This is a genomic window from Shewanella sp. SM74, assembly GCF_025653725.1.
Lineage (GTDB): Bacteria > Pseudomonadota > Gammaproteobacteria > Enterobacterales > Shewanellaceae > Shewanella > Shewanella oncorhynchi.
Genome location: NZ_JAKKRZ010000001.1, coordinates 12,290 through 39,262 on the forward strand (window position 1 = coordinate 12,290; position 26,973 = coordinate 39,262).

The 26,973-nt window shown below is 46.0% G+C and carries 23 protein-coding genes; 16 read left to right on the forward strand and 7 right to left on the reverse strand.

Annotated elements, in window-relative coordinates; all coding sequences use genetic code 11:
- Positions 1-226 precede the first annotated feature (226 nt).
- The 11 genes from yceD (at position 227) to L5M49_RS00105 (ending at position 8,811) form a co-directional block, all read left to right on the forward strand.
- A complete protein-coding gene (gene yceD / locus L5M49_RS00055) occupies positions 227-751 on the forward strand; it encodes a 23S rRNA accumulation protein YceD (RefSeq protein ID WP_028760371.1) in 525 nt (174 codons plus the stop codon).
- 16 nt (positions 752-767) lie between these two features.
- Positions 768-938 (forward strand): 50S ribosomal protein L32, encoded by a 171-nt coding sequence (rpmF, locus tag L5M49_RS00060; protein ID WP_006081226.1) that lies wholly within the window; start codon positions 768-770, stop codon positions 936-938.
- 15 nt (positions 939-953) lie between these two features.
- Positions 954-1,982 (forward strand): phosphate acyltransferase PlsX, encoded by a 1,029-nt coding sequence (gene plsX / locus L5M49_RS00065; protein WP_028760370.1) that lies wholly within the window; start codon positions 954-956, stop codon positions 1,980-1,982.
- Between the two features lie 9 nt (positions 1,983-1,991).
- Positions 1,992-2,951 (forward strand): beta-ketoacyl-ACP synthase III, encoded by a 960-nt coding sequence (locus L5M49_RS00070; RefSeq protein ID WP_028760369.1) that lies wholly within the window; start codon positions 1,992-1,994, stop codon positions 2,949-2,951.
- Positions 2,952-3,013: 62 nt separating this feature from the next.
- A complete protein-coding gene (gene fabD, locus L5M49_RS00075) occupies positions 3,014-3,940 on the forward strand; it encodes an ACP S-malonyltransferase (RefSeq protein ID WP_263265219.1) in 927 nt (308 codons plus the stop codon).
- Between the two features lie 9 nt (positions 3,941-3,949).
- Positions 3,950-4,696 (forward strand): 3-oxoacyl-ACP reductase FabG, encoded by a 747-nt coding sequence (gene fabG / locus L5M49_RS00080; protein WP_006081230.1) that lies wholly within the window; start codon positions 3,950-3,952, stop codon positions 4,694-4,696.
- 164 nt (positions 4,697-4,860) lie between these two features.
- The gene (acpP, locus tag L5M49_RS00085; protein WP_006081231.1) at positions 4,861-5,094 is read left to right on the forward strand and encodes an acyl carrier protein; all 234 of its coding nucleotides are present in this window, start codon (positions 4,861-4,863) and stop codon (positions 5,092-5,094) included.
- A gap of 236 nt (positions 5,095-5,330) precedes the next feature.
- Positions 5,331-6,569: a beta-ketoacyl-ACP synthase II gene (gene fabF / locus L5M49_RS00090; protein WP_006087466.1), complete on the forward strand. Its 1,239-nt coding sequence runs from the start codon at positions 5,331-5,333 to the stop codon at positions 6,567-6,569.
- Between the two features lie 232 nt (positions 6,570-6,801).
- Positions 6,802-7,170 carry a hypothetical protein gene (locus tag L5M49_RS00095; RefSeq protein ID WP_028760367.1) on the forward strand — a complete coding sequence of 123 codons (369 nt, stop codon included), beginning with the start codon at positions 6,802-6,804 and terminating at the stop codon, positions 7,168-7,170.
- A gap of 117 nt (positions 7,171-7,287) precedes the next feature.
- A complete protein-coding gene (locus L5M49_RS00100) occupies positions 7,288-7,767 on the forward strand; it encodes an acyl-CoA thioesterase (RefSeq protein WP_105252855.1) in 480 nt (159 codons plus the stop codon).
- Between the two features lie 168 nt (positions 7,768-7,935).
- Positions 7,936-8,811: an NAD(P)-dependent oxidoreductase gene (locus L5M49_RS00105; protein WP_263265220.1), complete on the forward strand. Its 876-nt coding sequence runs from the start codon at positions 7,936-7,938 to the stop codon at positions 8,809-8,811.
- A 160-nt stretch (positions 8,812-8,971) separates the two neighbouring features.
- Here L5M49_RS00105 and L5M49_RS00110 read toward each other — a convergent pair whose 3' ends face one another.
- Positions 8,972-9,820 (reverse strand): D-hexose-6-phosphate mutarotase, encoded by an 849-nt coding sequence (locus tag L5M49_RS00110; RefSeq protein ID WP_263265221.1) that lies wholly within the window; start codon positions 9,818-9,820, stop codon positions 8,972-8,974.
- Between the two features lie 246 nt (positions 9,821-10,066).
- Between L5M49_RS00110 and L5M49_RS00115 the strand changes: the two genes are divergently transcribed.
- The 3 genes from L5M49_RS00115 (at position 10,067) to L5M49_RS00125 (ending at position 15,858) form a co-directional block, all read left to right on the forward strand.
- Positions 10,067-11,857 (forward strand): acyl-CoA dehydrogenase C-terminal domain-containing protein, encoded by a 1,791-nt coding sequence (locus tag L5M49_RS00115; RefSeq protein WP_263138440.1) that lies wholly within the window; start codon positions 10,067-10,069, stop codon positions 11,855-11,857.
- Positions 11,858-12,243: 386 nt separating this feature from the next.
- Complete coding sequence (locus L5M49_RS00120; protein WP_263138442.1) at positions 12,244-14,490, forward strand: TonB-dependent siderophore receptor; 2,247 nt, start codon at positions 12,244-12,246, stop codon at positions 14,488-14,490.
- A 243-nt stretch (positions 14,491-14,733) separates the two neighbouring features.
- The gene (locus L5M49_RS00125; protein WP_263265222.1) at positions 14,734-15,858 is read left to right on the forward strand and encodes a patatin family protein; all 1,125 of its coding nucleotides are present in this window, start codon (positions 14,734-14,736) and stop codon (positions 15,856-15,858) included.
- A gap of 192 nt (positions 15,859-16,050) precedes the next feature.
- Here L5M49_RS00125 and asnB read toward each other — a convergent pair whose 3' ends face one another.
- The 5 genes from asnB to purM form a co-directional block, all read right to left on the reverse strand.
- Positions 16,051-17,715: an asparagine synthase B gene (asnB, locus tag L5M49_RS00130; RefSeq protein WP_263265223.1), complete on the reverse strand. Its 1,665-nt coding sequence runs from the start codon at positions 17,713-17,715 to the stop codon at positions 16,051-16,053.
- A gap of 600 nt (positions 17,716-18,315) precedes the next feature.
- Positions 18,316-19,992 (reverse strand): M28 family metallopeptidase, encoded by a 1,677-nt coding sequence (locus L5M49_RS00135; protein WP_263265224.1) that lies wholly within the window; start codon positions 19,990-19,992, stop codon positions 18,316-18,318.
- Positions 19,993-20,224: 232 nt separating this feature from the next.
- On the reverse strand, positions 20,225-20,971 hold the full coding sequence (locus L5M49_RS00140) for an HAD-IIA family hydrolase (RefSeq protein ID WP_028760358.1): 747 nt from the start codon (positions 20,969-20,971) through the stop codon (positions 20,225-20,227).
- Between the two features lie 159 nt (positions 20,972-21,130).
- Positions 21,131-21,775: a phosphoribosylglycinamide formyltransferase gene (gene purN / locus L5M49_RS00145; protein ID WP_263265225.1), complete on the reverse strand. Its 645-nt coding sequence runs from the start codon at positions 21,773-21,775 to the stop codon at positions 21,131-21,133.
- Positions 21,775-22,812, reverse strand: a complete 1,038-nt coding sequence (gene purM / locus L5M49_RS00150; RefSeq protein ID WP_113938786.1) for a phosphoribosylformylglycinamidine cyclo-ligase — start codon at positions 22,810-22,812, stop codon at positions 21,775-21,777. The genes purN and purM overlap by 1 nt, the downstream gene beginning before the upstream one ends.
- A gap of 330 nt (positions 22,813-23,142) precedes the next feature.
- Between purM and upp the strand changes: the two genes are divergently transcribed.
- Positions 23,143-23,769, forward strand: a complete 627-nt coding sequence (upp, locus tag L5M49_RS00155) for a uracil phosphoribosyltransferase (RefSeq protein ID WP_011789711.1) — start codon at positions 23,143-23,145, stop codon at positions 23,767-23,769.
- Positions 23,770-24,022: 253 nt separating this feature from the next.
- Positions 24,023-25,438 (forward strand): GGDEF domain-containing protein, encoded by a 1,416-nt coding sequence (locus tag L5M49_RS00160; RefSeq protein WP_263163149.1) that lies wholly within the window; start codon positions 24,023-24,025, stop codon positions 25,436-25,438.
- 153 nt (positions 25,439-25,591) lie between these two features.
- On the opposite strand, the gene L5M49_RS00165 is transcribed toward L5M49_RS00160, so the two are convergent.
- Positions 25,592-26,911, reverse strand: coding sequence for a Na+/H+ antiporter family protein (locus L5M49_RS00165; protein WP_168823896.1), 1,320 nt, complete (start codon positions 26,909-26,911; stop codon positions 25,592-25,594).
- Positions 26,912-26,973: the final 62 nt, after the last annotated feature.

The window sequence follows — 26,973 nt, forward strand, 5'->3', positions numbered from 1 at the left end:
CCAATCAATGCGCGAGAGTGCAAGAGTTTCGTCTTTTACGGTTTCTTTTCAATGAATGCGACTATTTTAGGCGGCTTGCGCTTGTATGCGGCCCCATGCTTGGGTACTATTTCGCTTCCGTCAATTTCAATGTTGGGGCAGGGGAAAGGCTTAAGTCGCAAACTGGGACTTAAGTTAGTATTTTTTCTTTGACTCTAGCGTTTTCAAACTATAATATGCGCGCCTTATGCAAACAGTAAAGATACCGGTTTCAATTGATCCATTTCGCGCCGCCTCGAGTCGCCTAGTTTATCAGGGCGTTGTTCCTGGTGTGCAACTGAAAAGATTAACTGAGTTATGTGCCGGCGACTGTTCCGATGTGGCAGTGTCGCTTGAATGTGGCGTAGATTTACAGGGGATAGTCTACCTGAAAGGGAAGGCTGTGACGGAGCTCACTCTGATATGTCAACGTTGCATGACACTATTTACCACTGAGGTTACGGTCGAGTTTTGTTTTGGTCCATGTCGGACTAAAGCAGAAATCGATGAGCTCCCGGATGCGTATGACCCAATTGAGTGCAATGAAATTGGCGAAGTGCGTCTACATCAATTGATCGAAGATGAATTGATAGTCGCTATGCCGATAATCCCAATGCATCAAGAAATTGATTGCAGTGCAGGATCTAAAGACATGGTTGTAGGCGAGATAGAACCCGCTCAAGAGGAGCGTCCAAATCCGTTTGCAGTGTTAGAAAAACTGAAGAGCAAGTAATCGAGGAGACAGGCCAATGGCTGTACAACAGAACAAAAAATCACGTTCAAAGCGCGGAATGCGCCGTTCACATGACGCACTGAGCACTGCTCAGCTGTCTGTAGACGCTACCAGCGGTGAAATCCATATGCGTCACAATGTGACTGCAGATGGCTTCTATCGCGGTAAAAAGGTAATCAACAAGTAATTTGTTGGTTTCCTAATGACGAATCTGACGCTTGCGTTAGATGCAATGGGTGGTGATCATGGCCCCCACGTCACGGTGCCTGCAGCCTTGCGGGCACTACAATTACATTCTTTTCTTAAAATCATTTTAGTCGGTGACAAGACTGAAATTGATGTCTATCTACGTCAAGCCGAAGCGAGTTTACTTTCGCGCATAGAAATCATTCATACCGATGAAGTCGTTAGTATGTCCGATAGGCCTGTGCATGCCTTGCGTACACGTAAAAACAGTTCCATGCGATTGGCTATTGAGTTAGTGCGTGACGACCGCGCACAAGCGTGTGTGAGTGCCGGTAACACAGGGGCGCTGATGGCAATGGCGAAAGTATTGCTGAAGACCTTGCCTGGTGTTGATCGACCAGCATTAGTCAGTTGTTTACCTGCGGTGACTCAAAAACCGGTTTATTTGTTGGATTTGGGCGCGAATATTTCCTGTGACTCTGAAACCTTATTTCAGTTTGCCGTGATGGGCTCAGTCCTGTGCGAAGCGGTAGATAAGAAATCTCGGCCAAAAGTCGCCTTGCTCAATGTGGGCGTTGAAGAAATTAAAGGTAATGACCAAGTTCAGCAAGCCGCGCAGTTGCTGCAACACACAGAACAAATCAATTACACAGGTTTTATCGAAGGGGATGAAATCTATTCCGGTAATGTGGATGTGATTGTTTGTGATGGGTTTGTGGGTAACATCACGCTCAAGACCTCAGAAGGTATTGCCAAGTTATTAGTACATCAGTTAAAACGGGGACTAACCCAAGGTTTATTCGTTCGTTTTCTGGCTAAACTTATCGCCCCTCGTATCCAGGCGGTCCTTAGTCAGATGAACCCCGACCACTATAACGGTGCAAGTCTGATAGGATTGCGCGGAATAGTTGTAAAAAGCCATGGAAACGCGGATGAAACTGCCTATTTACAAGCAATTAGTTTGGCAGTAACGGAAGCTCAACGTCGACTCCCTGAAATGATAAAAGATCGTTTGGAGTCGATTCTTTTAGATATAAATAACTGATCCCTCCTTATGCATACAAAAATTCTCGGAACTGGTAGTTATCTACCGGTGCAGGTGCGTAGCAATCAAGATTTGGAAAAAATGGTGGAAACCACTGACCAATGGATTGTTGAACGTACAGGTATATCAGAACGTCGCATTGCGGCTTTCGATGAAACCGTTTCAACTATGGGCTATCAAGCGGCATTAAAAGCGCTAGAAATGGCTGGCATAGAAGCATCAGATTTAGACATGATCGTTTGCGGCACTACCAGTGCTCCCAATGCTTTTCCGGCTGCGGCCTGTGAAATTCAAGCCATGCTTGGCGTGCATACCATTCCAGCTTTTGATATCGCAGCGGCGTGTTCAGGCTTTGTTTATGCTTTATCTGTTGCCGATCAATTTGTAAAAACGGGCGCGGCTAAAAAAGTATTAGTGATTGGTGCCGATGTACTGTCTCGCTTATGTGAGCCAGAAGATCGTTCAACGATTATTTTATTTGGTGATGGTGCGGGCGCGGTAGTGATAGGCGCATCCGAAACGCCAGGGATCATTTCGACCCACATTTATGCCGACGGTCGCCAAGGTGACTTATTGAAATGCGCTTTCCCACCACGTAAAGGCGAAACCTCTGAAGCGGTCGGTTTTATGACCATGAAAGGCAACGATGTCTTTAAAGTGGCTGTGACTCAATTGTCCCATGTCGTGACTGAGACGTTACGCATTAACAATATCGATAAGTCAGAAATTGACTGGTTAGTGCCACATCAAGCCAACTTCCGAATTATCAATGCTACCGCTAAAAAGCTCGATATGAGTCTTGATAAAGTCGTATTGACCTTAGCTAAACACGGTAATACTTCTGCCGCGTCAGTGCCCATTGCATTGGATGAAGCCGTACGTGATGGCCGAATTCAGCGCGGACAACTACTGCTGCTTGAGGCCTTTGGTGCTGGATTTGCGTGGGGCAGTGCGCTCATTCGTTTCTAAGTTCTACATGTGTGTTCCACATGATTTTTCAATAAATTAAGTTAGCCATAGGTAATTTGAATATGGAAAATGTTGCTTTTGTATTTCCGGGCCAAGGTTCACAAGCCCTAGGCATGTTAGCCGAGCTTGCCGAATCTCATGCTGTTGTTGGACAAACTTTTGCTGAGGCGAGTGACGTCTTAGGTTATGATCTGTGGGCATTGGTTCAGCAAGGTCCTGTTGAAAGCTTAAATGAAACCGATAAAACTCAACCAGCCCTATTAGCTGCGAGCGTGGCGATTTGGCGTACCTACGTGGCTTCAGGCAAACCTATGCCTGCTATACTAGCGGGTCACAGCTTAGGCGAGTATTCTGCTTTAGTTTGCGCCGGTGTGATGGATTTTAAAGACGCGATTAAGTTGGTGGAATTACGTGGTCAACTGATGCAGCAAGCGGTTCCAGCTGGCACGGGTGCTATGTATGCGATTATCGGTTTGGACAACGAGAGTATCGCTAATGCCTGCGCCGAAGTGGCTCAAGGTGACGTGGTGAGTCCAGTTAACTTTAACAGTCCTGGTCAAGTGGTCATTGCAGGTCAAAAAGACGCAGTTGAGCGCGCTGCAGCAGCTTGTAAAGCAGCAGGCGCTAAAATTGCGGTGGCTCTACCTGTCAGCGTGCCATCACACTGTGCATTAATGAAACCTGCGGCGGATAAACTGGCCGTGGCATTAAACGATGTACAGTTTAATACCCCAACAATTACAGTGATTAATAACGTTGATGTGGCATCACCCACCTCTGCTGATGACATTAAAGATGCGTTAGTGCGTCAGTTATATTGTCCTGTCCGCTGGAGCGAAACTGTTGAGCTAATGGCCCAAAAAGGCATTACCCAACTGGTGGAATGTGGTCCTGGTAAAGTATTGACTGGATTAGCAAAACGAATTAATAAATCACTATCAGCCCAAGCGGTTAATGATGTTGCTTCATTAGCAGCATTAACTGAGTAAGGAGTTTATATGAGTTTCAACCTGAATTTAACAGGCAAAGTGGCTTTGGTGACAGGTGCGAGCCGCGGTATTGGCCGTGCGATCGCTGAGACACTGGTCGAAGCGGGCGCTGTGGTTATTGGAACCGCAACCAGTGAGAAGGGCGCTGCGGCGATCCAAGAATATCTGGGTGACAAAGGTTTTGGTTTAGTGCTTAATGTCACAGATAGTGAATCTGTTACACATTTATTCGCCTCGATCAAAGAAAAAGCGGGTGATGTTGATATTCTAGTCAACAACGCGGGTATAACCCGTGATAATCTGCTAATGCGGATGAAAGATGATGAATGGCAGGATATTATCGACACCAACCTGACATCGTTATTTAGACTGTCAAAACCTGTGATGCGTACCATGATGAAAAAGCGCTTTGGCCGAATCATCAATATCGGTTCAGTGGTAGGCACCATGGGCAATGCAGGTCAAGTTAACTACTCGGCAGCAAAGGCGGGTTTGATTGGATTTACAAAATCTCTTGCAAGAGAGGTTGCATCTCGTCAAATTACAGTTAATGCTATCGCTCCTGGATTTATCCAGACCGATATGACAGATGAGCTGACCGAAGAGCAGCAAAAAGCTATCATGTCACAGGTTCCGATGGAACGATTAGGGCAAGCGCAAGAAATTGCCAATGCAGTGCTCTTTTTGGCCTCGGACTCAGCCGCTTACATCACAGGCGAAACTTTGCATGTGAATGGCGGCATGTACATGGTTTAAGGGCGAATGGCAGGGATTTCTGTCGCAACTGAGTAGTGATCTGTATCAATTGATAGTGAAATTTCGTGGTTAGACCACGAAAACTAAGCTTGCATTGTCAGCCAAATCTAATAAACTACTCGCAATCTTACGCAAGTGCGTAATTTGAATAGGAAAGAAAACTAATGAGCAACATCGAAGAACGTGTAAAGAAAATCATTGTAGAGCAACTGGGCGTTAAAGAAGAAGACGTTAAGCCAGCGGCATCTTTCGTTGACGATCTGGGTGCAGATTCTCTGGACACTGTTGAGTTGGTTATGGCTCTGGAAGAAGAGTTTGATACCGAGATCCCTGATGAAGAAGCTGAAAAGATCACTACTGTTCAAGCAGCGATCGACTACGTTTCTAAGAATCAGTAATTCTGAATTCTTGAAGACAGGCGGCATTTTTGCCGCCTGTTTTTGTTTTACCCCCGTCAAATTCTGCCTCCGTGCCATTCAATCGTCTCTGGATCGTGTTTTAATTGTTATCCACGAGATGCTCGCCGCAGATTGGCGAATTTTTCTAAATAAAAATTATTTAAGAAATTGTCTAATGATAGAAAACCCTGTGTCCTCTATCTGAATTAACAAATTAGCATTTAAAGGTGACTGCCGTGTCTAAACGTCGTGTAGTGGTAACCGGTTTGGGGTTAGTAACTCCAGTGGGCAATACTGTCGATACTACTTGGAAGGCTTTGCTTTCGGGTAAGAGTGGTATTGCACCGATAACCAAATTTGATGCCAGTGAATTTACCACTCGTTTCAGTGGTTCAGTAAAAGATTTCGATGTTGAGCAATACGTAACGAAAAAAGACGCCCGTAAGATGGACCTCTTTATTCAATACGGTATGGCGGCTGGCATCCAAGCTATCCAAGACTCAGGTCTGGACATGAGCAAAGAAAACCCTGGTCGTGTCGGTACTGCTATTGGTGCGGGTATGGGCGGTATGTGGTTGATTGAACAAGGTCACAGCGCATTGATGAATGGTGGCCCGCGTAAGGTTTCTCCTTTCTTCGTACCTAGTACCATTATCAATATGATTTCGGGCCACTTGTCGATCATGTTTGGCATGAAAGGCCCAAATTTTGCCGTGACGACCGCTTGTACTACGGGTGTGCATAATATCGGTTTCGCGGCGCGTACCATTGCCTATGGCGATGCAGACGTGATGGTTGCGGGCGGTGCTGAGGATGTCACTTCTCCTTTAGGCGTGGCAGGTTTTGGTGCAGCGAAAGCGTTATCGACACGCAATGACGATCCGACTGCGGCGAGCCGTCCATGGGATAAAGACCGTGATGGTTTTGTGATCGGTGATGGCGCTGGTGTGATGGTGATGGAAGAGTACGAACACGCAAAAGCGCGCGGTGCGACCATTTACGGCGAATTAGTCGGTTTTGGTATGAGCGGTGATGCGTTCCATATGACATCGCCTCCAAGTGACGGAGCAGGCGCTGCGGCGGCTATGGTCAATGCTATTAATGACGCTAAGTTATCACTGGAGCAAATTGGTTATATCAATGCCCACGGTACGTCGACGCCAGCAGGTGATAAAGCGGAAGCGGCAGCGGTTAAGTCAGTATTTGGCGACCACGCTTATAAAGTACTGGTTAGCTCGACTAAATCGATGACGGGTCACCTGTTAGGTGCTGCGGGTGCGGTTGAAGCGATTTTCACCTTATTAGCACTGCGCGACCAAGCCGTACCGCCAACGATTAACTTGGATAATCCAGATGAAGGTTGTGACTTAGATTTTGTTGCCCATACAGCCCGTGACGTGAAGATGGATTATGCTCTGTGTAATTCCTTCGGTTTTGGTGGGACTAACGGTTCATTACTGTTCAAGAAAGTGTAAAACACGCATTTATGGTGTAAAAAACGGTGAAAAAATGCGCCTGAGGGCGCATTTTTTATGGGTCAAATTCATTGCTCATGTGAGTTGAACTCCGTTATCTTATGACTTTATTGTGATGGATGTCACTTTCTAACTGTATGATATCCATAGTGTTAACATTTGTTCATCAAGCTTGTTTAATTCTAGTGACCACAGATAATGACAGACATATTCAATCTTAATGGAGTGTGTCATGTTAAATCCTGCGGTGATCCCGCTTGTTCCCCTCATTGGCGCATTAACTGCCAATCTGACCGAATTGATCCGTGGTGAGTTTAAAGTGTGGCATCCAAACATGGACATTGGGATCAAGACTTTTACCTTAGCAATCGCTGCTTACGTGGTGGTTTGGTTTGCCTTATTGGTGACGGCGATTAACGTCGGTGGCGATAGCAATATGTCTTCGGGCCTCGAAGTGCTTGGTTTCTTTATGTTTGGCTTAGGCGTTTACACTTTTGCTAAGGGTACACGTTTCGTCAGTAGTGAATTTCAGCTATGGATTTATCGTTTAGCGTTGCCGAGTTTATTGCTTTGCTGCGTGCTTATTAGCCACTTTGGTTAAATCGAATTTTTTGACGAGGTCAATCGTAATTATTTTTACGCTAATGGCGCTTTCTATCGTAAACTCAGCCTATTGCACGAAACATTGAGCCACAGTGGCTGAATAAGTTGAGGTTATATGGCTGGTATAGATAGACAAAGTACCCTGAGATTTTTGTCAGAGCCTGCGGATGTGAATTTTGGTGGTAAAGTTCACGGCGGTGCTGTGATGAAGTGGATCGATCTCGCGGCCTATGCCTGTGCAGCGGGCTGGAGCGGTAAATATTGTATTACTGCTTATGCGGGCGGTATTCGTTTTGTGCAACCCATTTTGGTGGGCAATATCGTTGAAGTCAGCGCAAAAGTGATTTATACGGGTAAAACCTCTATGCATATCGGTATCGATGTGCGAGCAGGCGATCCTAAAGTTTCTGAGCGTCATCTCACCACCCATTGTATTGTGATCATGGTAGCAGTTGATGAAGATGGCCTACCTACGCCAGTGCCTGAGTGGATACCACAGACGGAACATGATATTCATTTGCGGGATTCTGCACTGCGCTTGATGGAAATGCGTAAAAAGATTGGCGCCGAAATGGAAGCCCATGTGGTGAAATAGCTCCATAAATTAAATCAGCAAAGGCGCTTAAGGCGCCTTTGTTGTTTGTAGCGAAAAGTGCGTTTATCACTCGCTCCGATTTCACTCTGACGTTACCGTTGATGAATGTTAAACTGCGGCCACTATTTTGAATCGATTCACTTTGTTTATCTATTTAAGGATCAGCTCATGGCAAAAGTTGCATTTATTGGTTTAGGCGTAATGGGATATCCCATGGCGAGGCATTTACTGAACAAAGGCCATGAGGTCACTGTTTATAATCGTACTTTTGCCAAGGCGCAAACTTGGGTCGACACCTATGGCGGTCGCTGCTGTCCAACACCAAAGGAAGCGGCAGAGGGTCAAGATATTGTGTTTACTTGCGTGGGCAATGATAACGATCTGCGTGAAGTGGTATTAGGCAGTGATGGCGTTATTCATGGGATGGAAAAGGGCGCAGTGCTGGTTGACCATACTACGGCTTCGGCCGATGTCGCTCGTGAGCTTGCCAAAGTCTTAGCCGAAAAGGGCATTGATTTCCTCGATGCGCCCGTGTCTGGCGGTCAAGCGGGCGCTGAAAATGGCGCCTTGACTGTGATGGTCGGCGGCGATGAAGCGGTATTTGAGCGTGTTAAACCCGTGATTGAAGCCTTTGCCCGCTGCGCCGAGCGTTTAGGTGAGGTTGGTGCAGGTCAGTTAACTAAGATGGTGAACCAAATTTGTATCGCGGGTGTGGTGCAAGGTTTGGCGGAAGCATTACAGTTTGCCCGTAAAGCAGGACTCGATGGCGAGAAAGTCATTGAAGTGATCAGCAAAGGCGCGGCGCAAAGCTGGCAAATGGAAAATCGCTACAAGACGATGTGGGGCCAAAGCTATGATTTTGGTTTTGCCGTCGATTGGATGCGTAAAGACTTAGGCATAGCCTTAGAAGAAGCCCGCCGCAATGGTTCACACTTGCCATTGACCGCTTTGGTGGATCAATTCTATTCAGAAGTTCAGGGCATGGGCGGTAACCGTTGGGATACGTCTAGTTTGCTGGCGCGCTTAGAGAAATCGGCGAAATAAGTTTTACCTTAAGTTTTATCGTTATAAAAACTTAGCTTTCGCAGTGATAGCTTTTGCAATGATAAAAATGCCCAGTTTCGATCGCGTTGGCAAATAGGACTGGGCATTTTTGTGTGTATCGTTTTTTGACTAGGACATTAAGTGCTAGGATATTTAATCGTTAGTCTTTCCAGCGAATATGGGTCACTAAACTGTGGGTTTCACCTGGAGCAAGCATGACTTTATCTTCTAATACATTGGCCGCTTCTAGGCAGACCATGGTCAGATAATCCTCTGGATTAAATCGGCCCAGGCGTTGTGACTTTTCAATCCATGGGTTCCATAATACCGCTGATTGGCTGTTCTCGCGGCTGACTTCGATTATCCCCTGCGGCGTATGCAATAACTGCACTGGGCCGAGATCGGTATAGACACGATCTGTCTCGCGATTAAACAGCACTTCATCCGTGGTTTGCGGGTAAGGCCCTTGTGCAAATTCGATGTATTTTGACCCACTAAAACCGCTGGCTTTGAGTTGGTGGATATCCTCAATCGGGAAATAGCTGTGCAGCGCTTGGGTAAGCGTGACGGTTTCATCGCCTACGTTGGTATTCACAAGGCTAATGCTTAGAGTGTCGCCTAGGGTGAATAACACGCTGACCTCAGTGTTATGCGGCCAATAGATTTTATCTTGCTCACTGATTTTTAAGCTAAAACGTAAATCCACTAACTGATTACGCATTTCTACCGATTCCAGCGCCCAAATACGGGTACGGGCGAAACCGTGTTGGGGAAAGTTCGCTTCACTACTCATGCCAAACCAAGGCCAGCATACGGGTACACCACCACGGATCCCATTACCGGGTTGATAATCGTCAGCCGATGAAACCCACAGCAAAGGTGGTTTGCCTACGGGTTGAAAATAGTCTATTTGCGCGCCCTGCAAAAAAATTCTTGCCTGACATAACGCAGTATTCACTTCGACATAATCGAGCCCGTTGGCGTGCTTTTTAGTAGTGACAGAACCCATAGTAACAATATCCTTAACTCTGCTGACATATCAGAAAAACAGGCAGTTAGCTTACAAAGTTTTCCGCGATAACATAAGGCTTTGTTGCGATCAATTTACGGTTTCGCTGTTCGTTTGTGTAAACAAAAGTCTGTGGCGGATACTGAGGTGCTTTCTTTTTCGGCAGATTTAGCTAAAGTGGTCAGAGCACCAAAGTGGTCAGATCACTTAGTTGAGTTGCAGTCTAACAAGAAAAGGGAAGCGATTATGCCAGTTTATCAAGCGCCGCTGCGCGACTATCAATTTATCCTCGATGAAATGTTACATATTTATCAGCAAGATGCACTCAAGGGGTTCGATGAAATCGATCCAGATCTTGTCGATGCGATCCTGCAAGGTATGGCCGACTTTAGTACTGAAGTGATGTTACCGCTCAATAGTGTCGGCGATCTGCAAGGCTGTAAGTTGGTCGATGGTAAGGTGATTACACCGGAAGGATTTGATAATGCCTATCGGCAGTTTGTTGATAATGGCTGGCCGACGCTGACCTGCGATCCTGAATATGGCGGCCAAGGCTTACCCGAAGTGGTGGGGATTTTTGCCACTGAGATACAAACGGCAACCAATATGGCCTTTGCCATGTATCCCGGTTTGACCCATGGCGCCTATGCCGCCATCCATGCCCACGGCAGTGATGCGCTCAAGCAAAAATATTTAAGCAAATTAGTCAGCGGTGAATGGACGGGAACCATGAACTTGACTGAGTCCCACGCCGGTACTGACTTAGCCTTATTACGCACCAAAGCCGTGCCAGTATCCGAAGGCGTTTTTGCCATTACTGGCGAGAAGATTTTTATCTCCTCAGGCGATCATCAACTCACCGACAACATAGTGCACCTCGTATTAGCTCGTTTGCCGGATGCGCCTGAAGGCGTGAAGGGCATATCTTTGTTCGCCGTGCCTAAAGTATTAGTGAATAACGATGGTAGTTTAGGCGCACCGAACACTTTATATGCCAGTGGCCTTGAACATAAGATGGGCATTCACGGTAACTCAACTTGTGTAATGGTATTTGAAGGTGCATTGGGTGAGCTTGTCGGCGAGCCACACCAAGGACTGCGAGCCATGTTTACTATGATGAACCAAGCGCGTTTAGGTGTGGGCGTGCAAGGGCTGGGCGTCTCTGAGATTGCCTATCAAAATGCGCTGGCCTATGCCAAAGATAGATTACAGAGCCGCGCCTTAAGCGGTGCCAAAGCACCCGAAAAAGCCGCCGATCCGATTTTGGTTCACGGCGATGTGCGCCGTATGTTGCTGTCGCAAAAAGCCTTTAATGAAGGCGCAAGAGCCTTAGTTGGACAACAAGCTTTGTGGCTCGATGAAGCTGAGCGCCATACCGATCCCGCCAAAGCGAAAGCGGCATCCCAGTTAGTGGCCCTGTTCACGCCCGTTGTGAAAGGTTTTATCACTAACCGTGGTTTTAATGCCTGTGTCGATGCGCAGCAAGTGTTTGGTGGACATGGTTATATCCATGAGTGGGGCATGGAGCAATTTGTGCGTGATAGCCGTATTGCGCTGATTTATGAAGGCACTAACGGCATTCAGGCGCTGGATTTAGTGGGGCGTAAGTTACTTAGCGACCGCGGCGCGGCGATGCAGCAATGGTCGGCATTAGTGACTGAGTTCATTAAGTCGCATAGCACGAATGCGGCGATGCAACCTTACGTGAGTGGTTTAATGGATTGTGCGGGTGATTTGCAAAAGGCCAGTGGTTATTTAGCGACCCATGCGGCGACTAATCCTGACATTATTGGCGCAGCTTCAATGGCTTATCTGGAGTTGTTTGGGGTGACGGCACTGGCGTGGATGTGGGCCAGAAGTGCCGCGGTGGCATTAGCGGCACTGGAGCAGGGCACTGAAGAAACCGCGTTTTACCAAGCTAAATTGAAAACTGCTGATTTCTACATGGCTTACTGGGCGGTGCAAGGTCGCAGTCTGCGTAAGCAAATCGAGCAGGCGAGTGAAATGCTAACGCAATTGGATGAAGCAATCTTTTAAGCATTCACCTTATAGGCTGAGTGAAGCCTTTGCTTAAGAACAGCTCAAAAACCAGCGCATTGTCGCTGGTTTTTATTTTTGCATAGTTTAAATCTTTAACTTGTTTTCATTCTTAGGTTCCACGCCAGTATTGAGCTCGATACTGTGAGTCTCTTGCTTGTCCCACATTAAAACTTCTATCTAAGGTCTGTGCGACTGACGCTCTTTTCGTTTTAGTCATAACCAAACACAACAAGGGTTATGTGAGCTGACGCTAGCTATTTACCTAACTGATTTCACACTTATGTAAATTCAAATGATAATCGTTGTTATTCGTAAATCATTCTTTATAATGACGGCCAATTCGTTTGAATACATTTGTAAACCCTTTGGTTTATGCCATTTTTATGCGCTCGCGCTGGGGACATTCTGTGAAGACTCGTTTCGCCTACTCATTAATTGCACTTGCACTCGCTCAATATCAGTCGGCATTCGCCGCTGAAACCGTACTCGATAAAGAGGCTCCACAGCAGACCTTGTCTACAAGCTCACCCGTTGCAAGTCCTGCATCGACTGAGCCTGCAGCCTATGAGCAAGTTAAATTGGCTGCACCTGAGCGAATTGCCGTTCATGGCCGCGCGATGCAAATGTACGTCGATAAAGAAACAACGGTTGGCACTAAGACGGCGATTAATGTGATGGAATTGCCGCAGTCGGTGCAAGTGCTGACCGAGCAGTTAATCGTTGACCAAGCAGCGCGCAATATTACCGATTTATACCGCTCAATCGCTGGCGTAAGTGAGTTCAGTTATTCTGGCGTGACCTTTCGCGGTTTCCGTGACGATGCCAACGTCTTTTATGATGGGGTAAGGGGCGATCCCTATTCGGGATTTTCTGTGCCGCAACTGTTTAATGTGCAGCGGGTTGAAGTGTTAAAAGGCCCTGCATCCGCACTTTATGGCGGCGGTGAACCCGGCGGCATGATCAACTATGTCACTAAAAAACCAACCTTTGTCGAGAGTAAAGAGCTGACCTTAAGTACGGGCAGCGAGGATATGATGGGCGGCTCGCTGGATTTCACCGGTGGCTTAACCCAAAATCTTGCCTATCGCTTTGGCGCCTATTATCAGCAGGAAGATAGCTTTCGAAATAATGCCGATAGCCAAAATGCCGAAGTGGCGGGTGGGTTACTCTACGAAATCAGTGATGATACTAAGCTCACTACCACTTTCGATATTATTAAGCAGGATTTAGGTGGCAATCGACTGCGCGGCGTTCCTGTCGATAATGACGGTAACTTCCTGGTTGCGCCATCCTATAATGCCAATGAGAAGAGTGACTTCCAGAAGATGGATGCACTGGTGCTGCAATCGATTCTCGATCATCAATTTACCGATAATTTCTCGGTCAAGACTCAGATCCGTTATCTGAATAATGATTCCACGCAGCAATATCATGAATCGAGAGGTTGGGCGACCTTAGATGCCAATAAAAAGCCCATTATGGGTGATGGCACCATTAAGCGTGAATACCGAGTTCAAGCACGGGCTAATGATGAAATCAGTTTAACCAATGATTTTGTCTATGCATTCGATGTTTTAGGTTTTGAACATGAATTCCTGTTCGGCGGCGACTATCACTATGTCGAAACCGAATATCAGTACAAATTGGCGACTGATAAGGATGGTGTTGGTAACCTGAATATTTTTGACCTTAACTATGGTGAAACCAACCCTAATAGTTACAACTTGAAGGATAAAAATACCGATGGTACCCGCGCTAACCGTTACGGCATTTATGTACAGGAACATCTGCACTTTAATGAACAGTGGTCATTAATTGCTGGTCTGCGTTTTAGCCAGTTTGATGATTATGATAAAAATACTGGTTTCTCCTTCAGCGATAACGCGATAACGCCAAGAGCAGGGCTTAATTATCGCCCAATTGATTCAATGTCCTTTTATTTGAATTACTCAGAGAGCTTTAATCCAGCATCTTTAACCAATCAAGCGGAAGATATTGGTGATGGTTTCCTCGATCCAGAAACGGGCAATCAAATTGAACTTGGGATGAAAAATGAATGGCTTGATGGCCAGTTTATGACCACGCTTGCTGTGTATCGCATTGAAAAACAAAATGTCGCCCAAGCTAACCCTTTAGATACTGGCGATGACGATGGTATTCCCGCTTTACTTAATTTGGGTGAAGTACACAGTCAAGGCCTTGAATGGACGCTGGTGGGGGATTTAACCGATAACCTGACCGTCACGGCAAACTATGCCTATAACGAGACCGAAGTGGTTAAAGGGGTAACAAACGATAGTTTAACCAATACTTTTGATAGTAAGCACTTTGCCAATGCGCCGCGCCATCAAGCAGGGATATGGACCCGTTACGATATCAATGCACTCGATTCGGCGATTGCTTTTGGTATGGACTATGTGGGCGAGCAGTTCAGCCTCGATGGCCAAACGGTGAAGCCCCATACGATTTTTGACATGAGCTGGACGACCCAGTGGGATCAAACTCAAGTTCGCTTAAATCTTAAAAATATCTTCGATAAAGAATATGCCGTCAGTGGTTTTAGCGAGCGTAATGGCCATTTCCCCGGTGAGCCGCGTAATATCACGCTTGAACTGAGTCATAAGTTTTAATGTATTGATGTAAAAATAGCTTGTTCGTTAAGGATTATGAGCAAGCTGGAGCGAATGGGTTAATCTTGCGCGAATAACCGCCGTAGCTCTCTGTCTGTATTCGTGCATTTAGCATGGATTAACCTTGTGTGACTTATCATCTTAATAGTGTTTACCTATTAAGATGATAGTTTCTATCCGTTATCCTTTCTGATTCAGCTTGTTTAGACTCGCCTTATATGAATTATTCGATAAGGTTTTCCTATGCACGCCGTCAGCCACTTAGCCTCCAAAGACACTCAATCTAACGCTAGCCCACAGGTGGCCCTGATTGCAGAAGGTGGTGGTCAGCGCGGTATATTCACCGCAGGCGTGCTCGATGCTTGGCTTGATGGCGGATTCGATCCCTTTGATTTATTTATCGGTACCTCAGCAGGTTCACAGAATCTCAGCAGTTTTTTGGCCCGCCAAAAGGGTTATGCCAAACGCTTAATCCGCAGTTTATCGCGCCATAAACGTTTCTATCGACTCGGTCGCGGGTTAGTCGGCGGCAATGTGGTCGACTTAGATTGGTATTTTGAGCAGACGCGACAAGGGATGTTTAAATTAGATCTTAACGCGGCGACAGCTTCACTCGGTCATCGGCAGTTACTGATCACCACCACCAATGCCAGTGATCGCAAGGGTTATTTTTTAAGTCCAAGCAGTAAAAGCCAGTGGCGCGAATTGCTAAAAGCTTCTAGCGCATTACCATTTTTGTATAAACAAGGGGTGAAACTCACGCCTTGGCTGAGTGACAACGCCTGTAATAGTGACAAGGCCTGTAATAACGGCGCGGCTAATCATAGCGCCTCTGATCACGGCGCAGCATTAAGCGAAGGTATTGATAGTGATTTTTATCTCGACGGCGGTTTAGCAGCGCCTTTACCTGTGCGTGAGGCCTATCGTCGTGGTGCCCGCAAAATTGTGGTGATCCGTACTGTGAGCGAGGATTTTCAGGCGCAATCGGCTTGGGTTCACAAATTAAAATCTTGGATTTGTGTTTCTGGCTTTTGCCCGAAAACCATAGATTACTTAGTGCAGCACGAACAAGCCTATCAGGATGAATTGGACTTTATCGCTAATCCGCCAGAGGATGTGGAGATAGTGCAGATTTTTGCTGCTGAAAATTTGCAAAGTAAATTGCTGGGCAGTACCGATGCGAATTTACGCCATGATTATCATGCGGGGCTGAGTGCCGGAAAGCAGTTTTTAAGCTTAGATTCGATGGCGTTGACGCAGATGAATGTTCATTTTCAAACTCAAGTGCAAATCAACGACAAGACTCAAATTCATACTAACGCTCATACTCAGGCTCAAATCCAGCCATTCAGTGCGCTGTCGGCCTAGTTTGGTATTTTAGCTAAGTCACCATTTTGTACGCGAGTAAGCAATAAAAGTAAAAAGCATTAAAATACAAGCGCCACCCTAGGGTGGCGCTTGTGGTTGGCTGTATTAACCGGTTCATCAATCTAATTAATTTATATGATTAATCTAGCTCATCAGCCCAGTTTATTAACCTAGGCCTTCAAGGTTAAGTCATTAATAACTTGAGGTATGCACAGAGCGTACAGCTCGGCCCGATGGGTCGATAATGCCGCGTAAGCTTTCGTCCCAAGCCAATGCTTCTGGCGTTGAACAGGCGACGGATTTACCGCCTGGAACCGTTTCTGCAGCGCCGCTCAGTGGATAATGTTCCTCAAAGAAGCAGCGATAGAAATAGGCTTCTTTGGTTTCTGGCGTGTTGTATGGGAAACGGAATTTCGCGTTTGCCAATTGTAAATCATCCACCCGCGCTGCCGCTTGTTCTTTCAAACCGTCAATCCAAGAGTAGCCCACGCCGTCACTGAATTGTTCCTTTTGACGCCACGCCACTTCTTTTGGCAACTTGTGCTCAAAGGCTTTACGCAGAATATGTTTCTCAATACGGCCTTCCTTAGACATTTTCGCTTCAGGGTTGATGCGCATCGCCACATCAATAAACTCTTTATCAAGGAAGGGCACACGGGCTTCTAATCCCCAAGCGGCCATGGCTTTGTTGGCACGCAGACAATCGAACAGATGCAGTTTATCGAGTTTGCGGACTAACTCCTCGTGGAATGCCTGCGCGTTTGGCGCTTTATGGAAGTATAAATAGCCGCCAAATAGCTCGTCAGCACCTTCACCCGATAACACCATCTTAATGCCCATCGCTTTGATTTTACGCGCCATTAAATACATCGGTGTCGCGGCACGTATGGTGGTGACATCGTAGGTTTCTAAGTGATAGATCACTTCTTTAATCGCATCTAAGCCTTCTTGGAAGGTGAAATGGATCTCATGGTGAATCGTACCAATCGCTTCGGCGACCTTTTTGGCGGCGATTAAATCTGGCGCACCTTCAAGGCCGACGGCAAAGGAATGTAACTGTGGCCACCAAGCGTTGGTTTCGCCATCGTCTTCAATGCGGCGTTTAGCAAAGGTTTGTGTCACGGCGGAAATGATAGATGAATCTAAGCCGCCCGACAGCAACACACCATAGGGCACGTCTGACATTAATTGACGTTTGACCGCCGCTTCTAATGCGTCACGCAATTCTTCTTGGCTGGCTGGATTATCTTTAACCGCATCATAGCTTTGCCAATCGCGAGTGTAGTATTTCACCGCAGCGGCATCGCTTGAGTACAAATATTGGCCCGGTAAGAATTCTTCTACCGTTTTACACACTGGCATCAAGGCTTTCATTTCGGAGGCAACATAGAAGTTACCCGCAGCGTCACGGCCTGTGTATAGCGGGATGATACCCATGTGATCGCGGCCGATAAGGTATCTGTCTTGGGCTTTGTCATATAACACAAAGGCGAAGATACCGTTTAATTTATCAAGAAATTCAGTGCCGTATTCTTGATACAGCGCCAAGATTACTTCGCAGTCAGAGTTGGTTTGATAGCTGTACTTATCGCCTAGCTGGGCTTTCAATTCTTTGTGGTTATAGATTTCGCCGTTGACCGCGAGGATCAAACTGCCATCTTCGGTCAGCAGTGGCTGAGCACCGTGTTCAATGTCAACAATCGCTAAACGTTCGTGGGCAAGAATTGCCTTATCACTGGCATAAATACCTGACCAGTCAGGGCCACGGTGGCGCATGAGCTTAGACATTTCTAGCGCGACTTGGCGCAGTTCTTTGGCATCAGATTGGATATCTAAAATCGAAAAGATTGAACACATAGTACAACTCCCACACTGTCTGTCATTTGAGGATGTCTCAATTGAGGTTTAATGTGCCAGCAATTTAGGTATTTGCCAAATACTATTTTTGATGTTTTATCTGTTTATTGGTGTTTTTATTGATTTAGATGTTTGTGTTTAATGCTTTTATTTGAGAATAATCCATTTAATTTGCGTTATTTTTGATGATTTGTTTTTATTATCTGATTTGGCATGAGGGGTTTTGGGGAATTCACAATGTGTTTTAAAAAAGTATCGATGATAGAAAAACCGCTAAAAAAGACCATAAATAATGAGTTGGCTCGTTTAAGTGTTTTATTTTTAATCAATTAATGCGCCGAGTTTGACATCAACCAATGGCATAAGACTATTCAGAATGGTGTGGCAGGATGGATATTTCGCGATAACGGCATTGTTTGTGAGCTGAAAACAAAAAAGCACGTGAATGGTTCACGTGCTTGTAGGTCTTGTTTGGCGCTTTGGCCGGCGTAGGAGGCGCTCTATTCAGCTGGCGCTTTATTTCGCAGATGCGACTAGCCAGACGTCAATAAGAGACGGCTAACCCAGCTGCCTCTCGCAAGAAGCCACTGACTTAGCCTGTTATTTTGCGTCTGTTACCAGCGTTGTTTTGGCTGGGCGCAGGCTATTGAATTCTGTGCCTTGATAATATCCCGGCCAATCTTCACTGTTGCCCAATGTGCGCGTGACTTGGTAGTAGATTTGCAAGTCTTGCAGCGCGCCGCTTAAATCCCAATCTTCACGGTATTCATCGCAGACATTGTGATAACAGCCTTTCATCGTGGCTTGCATCTGGGTTTTATAAGCAGCCGTGGCTTCGTCAACGGGGTTGCTACCGCCGCCAGCAAATACCGCTGGCACGCCAAGTTTGGCAAAGCTGAAATGATCTGAACGGAAGAAACCGCCCGAAGCGGGATTTTTCTCACCCATGGCGATGCGGTTTTGTTGTTTCGCCGCATCGATAAGATAAGTTTCTAACTCGGATTTACCTTTGCCGACAATGGTAAAGTCATTGGTTTTGCCATAGATATTCGTGCTGTCGAGGTTTAACACTGCCACGGTTTTGTCGATAGGGTAAAGTGGATTGGCGGCGTAATAGCGCGAACCGAGTAAGCCCTGTTCTTCACCTGTGGTGGCAATAAAGGTGACCGAGCGCGCTAAACCATGGCCTTGTTTGGCATTGTCGGCTAATTGTCTGGCGATTTCGAGAATGCCGGCAGTGCCTGAGGCATTATCCATGGCGCCGTTATAAATTTTATCGCCTGTTTTCGTCTCGTCTTTACCTATGTGATCCCAATGGGCGGTAAACAAGATTTGCTCGTCGGCTTGTGTGCTGCCGGGGAGTGTGGCGACCACATTGTAGCTATTCGCGTATTCGGCTTTATTTTTAAAGGCGATGTTGGCCGTTTGTTCAAGGGGTAAATTGATTGAGCTGTCGGCGGCGCGCGCCATTAAATTAGGCAGTGATAAACCGGCTTTATCGAACAGTTGCGTAGCCGCGTCCAATGTAAGCCAGCCTTCGACTTGGATACGGCTATCTTGTTCTGCTTTACTGAGGACCAGATCTTGCTGTGGTCCAGTCCAACTATTTTCTATCACGGACCAAGGGTAAGAGGCGGGCTCGGTATCATGGATAATCAGTGCGCCGAGTGCGCCTTGACGACTGGCTTCTTCAAATTTGTAGCTCCAACGGCCGTAATAGGTCATGGCTTTGCCGTTGAATTTACCCGAGTCAGGGCGAGCAAAGCCGGGATCGTTCACTAAGATCACCGCGATTTTGCCTTTCATGTCGAGATCTTGGTAATCATTCCAACCATATTCGGGGGCATTCACCCCATAGCCGACGAAGACTAATGGTGCGTTCTCAATACTAATACCACCGTTATCGTGGCGACTGCTGAGCACTAGATCTTTTCGGTATTTAAAGGGTAATCCTGCCAGCGTAACTTGCTGCGCTTCATCTGCGGTATAACTCACCATAGGCACTGGTTGTAAAAAGCTGCCTTGGTAAGCACCCTTTAGTCCCATCTCTGTAAAGGCTTTGGTCAAATAATCCAAGGTGAGTTTTTCACCGTGAGTGGTGGGCGCACGACCTTCAAATTCATCGGATGACAGGGCTTTAATATCATTTCTAAAGCGCGCTTCATTAAACTGCACTGGTTTGAGTTCAGCCAAAGTGCTGTTGCCATCAGGCTGTGATGCATTCGGACTACAGGCACTGAGCATGGCCAACGCACAGAGGGGATACAGACGTCGCATAGGTTAATCCTACTGTTGTTTTAATTAAGGTATTTTAGATTTCTGTTAATCAATCAGAAGCGAGACTTATCATGAAGCAAGCCGCTGTGAGCCACAAGGCTGAGAAGAAGGCGAATATGTTACTTAATGTTGCTTTACCCTATGCAATACGCCTTTGGGCGAGGCGTGTTGCATAGGTAATGTTTAAGCGACTGGCAAGGATGAATTGCTAGACGTAGGATTAGACATCTGTTTAAACAACGTCAATATCGCCCGCGCAGGCAAACACATGGTTCGGGCGGAAGGGCTCTTTGTCGATATCTTCAAGCTTACTCACGCCGCTAGTGACCAGAATGGTTTCAAGCCCTGCTTGGAAGCCCGCCAAAATATCGGTACGCATATTGTCGCCTATGATGACAGTGTCTTCCGAGTGCCCATCGATATGATTAAGTGCTGAGCGAATAATCCAAGCGCTCGGTTTGCCCACGTAGAAAGGTTTCTTACCGGTAATACGTTCGATGGGTGAGCAGAGTGCGCCACAAGCAGGGCTGTAGGCTGGACCGTGGGTATCGGGGTTAGTGGCAATAAAGCGCGCGCCGCGTGCGATGAAGCCTGCGGCTTTATGGATCATCTCCCAGTTGTAGGAGCGGGTTTCACCGACAATCACAAAATCGGGGTTTATATCGGTAATGGTAAAGCCTGCTTTGTAGAGTTCGTGGGTGAGGGCGCCTTCGCCAATGACATAGGCCTTGCTGCCTTCTTGGTGTTTTAAAAAGTCGGCGGTGGCCATGGCGGAGGTGTAAAAACATTCTTCAGGAATATCAATACCGGCGGCACTTAAACGGTTTTGCAGATCCTTACCCGTTTGTACGGGATAGTTAGTCAATATCACTAACGGATTGCCTTGCTCTAAAATGCGCTGGATAAATTTGTCGCTGCCGGGGATCAGTTTATTGTCGTGCAGTAGTACACCATCGATATCGCAGATAATATTTTTCATCTAATAGTCTCTTGTCATGCCGATCAAAAATCACTTTTTCGTTAAGTTATCTAATGCTACATTGCCTAAGAAAACAATGCTTTTGTTGAAAATAGTTAAAAAAATAGAGACCAGAAGGTCTCTATTTTTTTGATTGGTACAACTTACTATCAAGTGGAACTAATCGGGCGCGTAACCGCTTGGGCCGATAAGGTTGCCATCGAGATAGGCTTGGCCATTTTGCATGTTAAGACGTTGCTGACTAAACCATTTCACCACGAGCGGATAAATGGCATGTTCTTGCTCATGCACGCGGGCGGCGAGCATATCCGCCGTATCGTCTTCATAAACAGGCACTTTGGCCTGTAAAATCACCGGGCCTGCATCCAGCTCTGGCGTGACAAAATGCACGCTAGCACCATGTTCGCTATCGTTCGCGTCTATGGCACGTTGATGGGTGTTTAAGCCAGTGTATTTAGGTAGCAGCGAAGGATGAATATTGATCATGCGACCTAGGTAATGATTCACGAAATCATCAGTTAAGATCCGCATAAATCCCGCCAACACGATTAAATCGGGCTGATACTTTTCAATCACTGTCATTAAACGTGCATCGTATTCAGAGCGAGATTCACCTTGGTGAGCTATCACACAGCTGGTATCAATTTCGCCATGATGGGCGCGCACTAGGCCATAGGCATCGGGTTTATTACTGATGACTCCGACAACTTCGGCCTGCAGATTATCGTCGCAACCGTCGATAACCGCTTGCAGGTTACTGCCATTTCCGGAAATTAATACAACTACATGACAGCTCTGGGGCATTACAGGATCTCCACTTGCTCTTCATTGCCTTCACGATGTGCGATAGCACCGATAAGCCATGCTTGTTCGCCTTCTGCAGCCAGTAATGCAAGTGCTGCATCCACTTTATCGGCTGGCAGCGCGACTAACATGCCGACGCCACAGTTGAAGGTGCGATACATTTCGTATTCTGCAATGTTGCCATTTTCCATTAACCAACTGAAAACAGCGGGCCATTGCCATGAATCGCCTTGGATAACCGCTTTTAAATTATCTGGCAGTACGCGCGGGATGTTTTCCCAGAAGCCGCCGCCAGTAATGTGCGCCATCGCATGGACATCAGATGCTTCAATCAGTTTTAGCAATGATTTTACATAAATTTTGGTTGGCTCAAGTAGATGTTCAATCAGCGGTTTGCCGTTGAGATCTTGTTGAGGGTCTGCTTGGCTCACTTCTAATACTTTACGTACTAAAGAGTAACCATTTGAATGAGGGCCGCTTGAGGCTAATGCAATAAGTGCATCACCCGCTGCCACTTTGCTACCGTCAATAATGTCGGCTTTTTCAACTACACCCACGCAGAAACCCGCTAGGTCGTAATCTTCACCTTCATACATGCCTGGCATTTCAGCGGTTTCACCGCCAATTAACGCACAACCAGATTGGAAACAACCTTCGCCGATGCCGTTGACGACGGACGTTGCCGTTTCTACATCGAGCTTGCCTGTTGCGTAGTAATCGAGGAAAAACAGTGGCTCAGCGCCTTGAACGATCAGATCGTTCACACACATGGCGACTAAGTCGATGCCGACAGTGTCATGTTTTTTATAGTCGATAGCTAAACGCAATTTAGTCCCAACACCATCGGTGCCAGACACTAAAACCGGTTGCTTGTATTTAGTGGGGATTTCACACAGGGCGCCAAAACCACCTAAGTTGCCCATAACTTCTGGACGACGGGTACGTTTAACGGCTGCTTTAATGTTACTTACCAGTGCATTACCTGCATCAATATCAACGCCGGCATCTTTATAGCTCAGTGGGGTAGGTGTGCTCACGGAGGGATCCTCTCGGGTACATCGTTATTGGATTTTATGCGGCGGTATTCTACCAGCTTGTGCTAGGGGTCGAAAGTCATGATTTGGATTTATGCCCCTCGGCGGAGTTTTTTTGGTCTGAATGCGAGATATTCTATTTTTAGAGGTCTTGAGTTTGGTCACAAAATAGTAAATCACAGTAGGTATCTTAGACGATTGGGGACTATTCTTGCGAGATAGCTCACGATTAGACCGAATGGCAAAACTTTCTGTTTTACCTAATAAACAAATCAACTAGAATCTGAAAAATTTGCCTAAAATAATACGCCGAAAAATAAGCAGGAGAGAAAAATGAAAGTTGTCGAGGTTAAACATCCTTTAGTGCGTCACAAAATCGGTTTAATGCGCGAAGGTGACATTAGCACTAAACGTTTCCGTGAACTAGCCGCCGAAGTGGGTAGTTTATTAACCTATGAAGCTACCGCAGATTTCGAAACTGAAACGGTGACGATTGAAGGCTGGAATGGTCCGGTTGAAGTCGATCAAATCAAAGGTAAAAAAGTCACTGTCGTGCCAATTTTACGTGCGGGTTTGGGTATGATGGACGGCGTACTCGAGCACATTCCCAGTGCGCGTATCTCAGTTGTCGGTATTTACCGTGATGAAGAGACCCTTGAGCCAGTACCTTATTTTGAGAAGCTGGCCAGCGACATGAACGAACGTATCGCCTTAGTTGTCGATCCTATGTTGGCGACAGGTGGTTCTATGATTGCGACCGTCGATTTATTGAAAAAGCGTGGTTGTACTTCAATTAAGGCCTTAGTGCTAGTGGCTGCGCCTGAAGGCATTAAAGCCTTAGAAGCGGCGCATCCGGATATCGAATTATATACTGCCGCTATCGATAGATGCTTAAACGAGAAAGGTTATATCCTGCCAGGTCTGGGTGATGCGGGCGATAAAATCTTTGGTACTAAATAGCCAAAGTTGCTAAATAATCAGAGTTGATGATGCTCAATTGAGCGGATGTGGTCAGTAAGGGAGCCTAGGCTCCCTTTTTGTTTTTGTTCAACACAATAATAACAACTTTATCTTAAGCTGCTAAAGTTTAGGACAAGGTAAATAATAATTATCTATTGAAGTTGTTTTTATTGGCTTATTTTGCAATTTTATTGATCGCACTTTACGTTTTGTGCAAGGTACATTGTCGGTAGAACAGGGATTAAGAGGAATTATGGGAAATTCGGCTCTCAACTGGTTATTATTGCGTCGATCATTTGAATTTGCGACCCTCTTGTTTGTCGTACTCCTACTTATTCTATTACCGTTTAAAATCGATAGAGAGCATAAATCCTTTGTGTCTTTTGTAAAAAACGAGCAACTTACACCGAGTTATATTGAACTGCTTGGTAAAAGCTTATCTCTGCACGATATTATTGATTTCAATAAATCCTCTTTAGCGCTTTTTCAGCTTGACCCTTCTAGATTAATGCTGCCGCAAGGGGGAGTGCTTTCCGCAGAAGAAGAGCAAGTATTACGCTATTTTGATTATCTCTATTCCAGTAAAACCAGTAAAAAGACCAATGTCGAAGATATATTCCTGTATGTGGGACTTTATCGCAGTGATGCCATGTATTTTGCCTCCCCAATTCCTGAGGACGTAAAAGCGCGGCTGATTAAAGACCGTACTTCAACGAATGAGTTTTGTCAGAGTCTGCACTATTGCGCGAAAGACGCGACCCCAGAGTCCTTAGCCGATGGAATCGTATTATCCATTCCTTATCAAGATGAAGTCAGTGGAAAAGTCATTTTATCGATGGCATCACCGATTTCATCATCTAATGATCCTAATCATTTCATCGGTGATGTTATTGCCGACACGGCTCTAATGACGTCGGTTTTTATGCGTAATAAACATGTTGAATTGCAGAAAACGGATTATGGTACTGAGTTGGTGATCACGACAGATAGCCTTTGGGCTGAATTGACGCCGGAGTTCTTGTTTTATTCGATGACAAATCATTTAGATAACATGACTTCACTGACATATAAAATCAGTATATTTCGTTTCATTGTGTGGAATTTGCCCCTGTGGTTTTTGTTATCTATCGTGATCTTCTTCGTTCAAATTAATATCAATCGTTTTAGGAAACTTCGTACTGAGCGTCAACGGTTTAGTGAAGCGATGTTATTGGATGCTTTTACTCGAACCTATAATAAGAAAGTCTATGAGACCACACTGTTTGATGTCGCAACTAAGGGGCATTACGCGGTGATCTGCGTGGATGGCGACAAAATCAAAACCATTAATGATACCTATGGGCATAAACTCGGGGATATGGCGATCATGCAAATTGTTGATGCGATGCGCAGTGTATTTCGAGAAAATGATTTGTTAATCAGAACCGGCGGTGATGAGTTTGTCGTCATCTTGGCCAATTGCACTTTTGAACGGGCCTTATTGTTGGCTGAACATTTACGTCAGGCGGTCGCAGAGCGGCAGTTTTTAAATGTGCTGACAGTCTCCTGCGGTGTGGCTGATTCGCAAGATTATGCTTCCTTTGAGGCAGTGCTACAAGCGGCGGATAAAGCGTTATATGAGGATAAAAAGAATAAGCAAGGGAGTCGCAAACTTGACCCGACATCTTAATTATCACGTTAATTATTACGTGAGTTATTGAGTGAATCAGTGAGTTAACCTGCTGCCCGCAATAAAAGTGAATACCCGCGATAAAAAACAGCGCGGAGAATGCCGCGCTGTTGTTACTTTCTAATCCGGTAATGTAAACATCTGCAATAACACTTACAACACCATTGCTGCAATCCACCCAAACACTAATAGTGGAATATTGTAGTGGATAAATGTTGGGATCACGCTGTCACGAATGTGATCGTGTTGACCATCGGCATTCAAACCTGCAGTGGGACCTAAGGTGGAATCTGATGCTGGCGAGCCCGCATCACCCAGCGCGGCGGCAGTGCCAACTAACGCGATTGTGGCCGCTACTGAAAAACCAAAACTTAATGCCAATGGTACATATATCGTCGCGATAATTGGAATGGTGGAGAAAGACGACCCAATTCCCATAGTGATCAGTAGCCCAACCAGTAGCATCAAGAAGGCCGCGAGTGCTTTATTATCCCCAATGATGTCGCTAAGCGAGGCCACAAGCGTACCCACTTCACCGGTTTCTTTCACTACAGCGGCAAAGCCAGCGGCTGAAATCATGATAAAGCCGATATTGGCCATCATTCGCACACCTTGGTTGAAAATATCTTGGTCGGCGACATGCTTCAAGGCACCCGAAAAACTGAAAATCATGAAGCCGACTAAGGCGCCAAAAATCATAGAGTCAGTTTCAAGTTGTACGATGAGAGTGGCTAATATCGCCAGTGCAGCAATGATGATATTGCGTTTGTTGAGATTTTCTTCAGGTTCAGCGACCAACACTTTTGCCTCGTCGTAAGTCCGAGGCTTACGGTAACTGATGAATACTGCAGTGAGTAACCCTACGACCATACCCGCGGCAGGGATTAACATGGCTGGCGGAATTTGCTCGCGAGCAGCGGCTAAGCCATTGCTGGTTAAGTTGGAAAGCAGAATATCATTTAAGAAAATGCCACCAAACCCAATCGGTAAAATCATATAGGTGGTGACTAGGCCGAAGGTGAGAACACAAGCCACAAGGCGACGGTCGATGTTCAGTTTGGTCATCACATGTAAGAGTGGTGGCACTAAAATCGGAATGAAGGCGATATGGATCGGTAAAATATTCTGTGAAGCCATCGACATGACGAGTAGCGATAACAGCAGTAACCATCGTACCCAGTTAGTGTTAGTGGGATTAGGATCTTGTCCAAGGCTACTAATGATGCTTCTAGAAATCAGCGTCGTTAAGCCTGAATGCGATAGTGCCACAGCGAAAGCACCTAATAATGCATAACTGAGCGCAATTTGTGCGCCGCCACCTAAGCCTGTATTAAAGGCATCTATAGTTTGGTGCAGATCCATTCCGCCTACCAATCCCGCCACGAGGGCGCTCACGGTCAGGGCAATAACCACATTCACCCTAGCTAAACTGAGTGCTAACATTAAGCACACTGCAATTACGACTGCATTCATTATCAATTTTCTTAATTCTTTAAGCCAAAGGAGCTATTTTCGACTGCAAAGGCAGTGGATGT

Bases quoted from the DNA above. Each gene is read 5' to 3' on its own strand.
- yceD (WP_028760371.1), top strand. From the start codon at position 227: ATGCAAACAGTAAAGATACCGGTTTCAATTGATCCATTTCGCGCCGCC.
- rpmF (WP_006081226.1), top strand. From the start codon at position 768: ATGGCTGTACAACAGAACAAAAAATCACGTTCAAAGCGCGGAATGCGC.
- plsX (WP_028760370.1), top strand. From the start codon at position 954: ATGACGAATCTGACGCTTGCGTTAGATGCAATGGGTGGTGATCATGGC.
- L5M49_RS00070 (WP_028760369.1), top strand. From the start codon at position 1,992: ATGCATACAAAAATTCTCGGAACTGGTAGTTATCTACCGGTGCAGGTG.
- fabD (WP_263265219.1), top strand. From the start codon at position 3,014: ATGGAAAATGTTGCTTTTGTATTTCCGGGCCAAGGTTCACAAGCCCTA.
- fabG (WP_006081230.1), top strand. From the start codon at position 3,950: ATGAGTTTCAACCTGAATTTAACAGGCAAAGTGGCTTTGGTGACAGGT.
- acpP (WP_006081231.1), top strand. From the start codon at position 4,861: ATGAGCAACATCGAAGAACGTGTAAAGAAAATCATTGTAGAGCAACTG.
- L5M49_RS00095 (WP_028760367.1), top strand. From the start codon at position 6,802: ATGTTAAATCCTGCGGTGATCCCGCTTGTTCCCCTCATTGGCGCATTA.
- L5M49_RS00100 (WP_105252855.1), top strand. From the start codon at position 7,288: ATGGCTGGTATAGATAGACAAAGTACCCTGAGATTTTTGTCAGAGCCT.
- L5M49_RS00105 (WP_263265220.1), top strand. From the start codon at position 7,936: ATGGCAAAAGTTGCATTTATTGGTTTAGGCGTAATGGGATATCCCATG.
- L5M49_RS00110 (WP_263265221.1), bottom strand. From the start codon at position 9,820: ATGGGTTCTGTCACTACTAAAAAGCACGCCAACGGGCTCGATTATGTC.
- L5M49_RS00115 (WP_263138440.1), top strand. From the start codon at position 10,067: ATGCCAGTTTATCAAGCGCCGCTGCGCGACTATCAATTTATCCTCGAT.
- L5M49_RS00120 (WP_263138442.1), top strand. From the start codon at position 12,244: ATGCGCTCGCGCTGGGGACATTCTGTGAAGACTCGTTTCGCCTACTCA.
- L5M49_RS00125 (WP_263265222.1), top strand. From the start codon at position 14,734: ATGCACGCCGTCAGCCACTTAGCCTCCAAAGACACTCAATCTAACGCT.
- asnB (WP_263265223.1), bottom strand. From the start codon at position 17,715: ATGTGTTCAATCTTTTCGATTTTAGATATCCAATCTGATGCCAAAGAA.
- L5M49_RS00135 (WP_263265224.1), bottom strand. From the start codon at position 19,992: ATGCGACGTCTGTATCCCCTCTGTGCGTTGGCCATGCTCAGTGCCTGT.
- L5M49_RS00140 (WP_028760358.1), bottom strand. From the start codon at position 20,971: ATGAAAAATATTATCTGCGATATCGATGGTGTACTACTGCACGACAAT.
- purN (WP_263265225.1), bottom strand. From the start codon at position 21,775: ATGCCCCAGAGCTGTCATGTAGTTGTATTAATTTCCGGAAATGGCAGT.
- upp (WP_011789711.1), top strand. From the start codon at position 23,143: ATGAAAGTTGTCGAGGTTAAACATCCTTTAGTGCGTCACAAAATCGGT.
- L5M49_RS00160 (WP_263163149.1), top strand. From the start codon at position 24,023: ATGGGAAATTCGGCTCTCAACTGGTTATTATTGCGTCGATCATTTGAA.
- L5M49_RS00165 (WP_168823896.1), bottom strand. From the start codon at position 26,911: ATGAATGCAGTCGTAATTGCAGTGTGCTTAATGTTAGCACTCAGTTTA.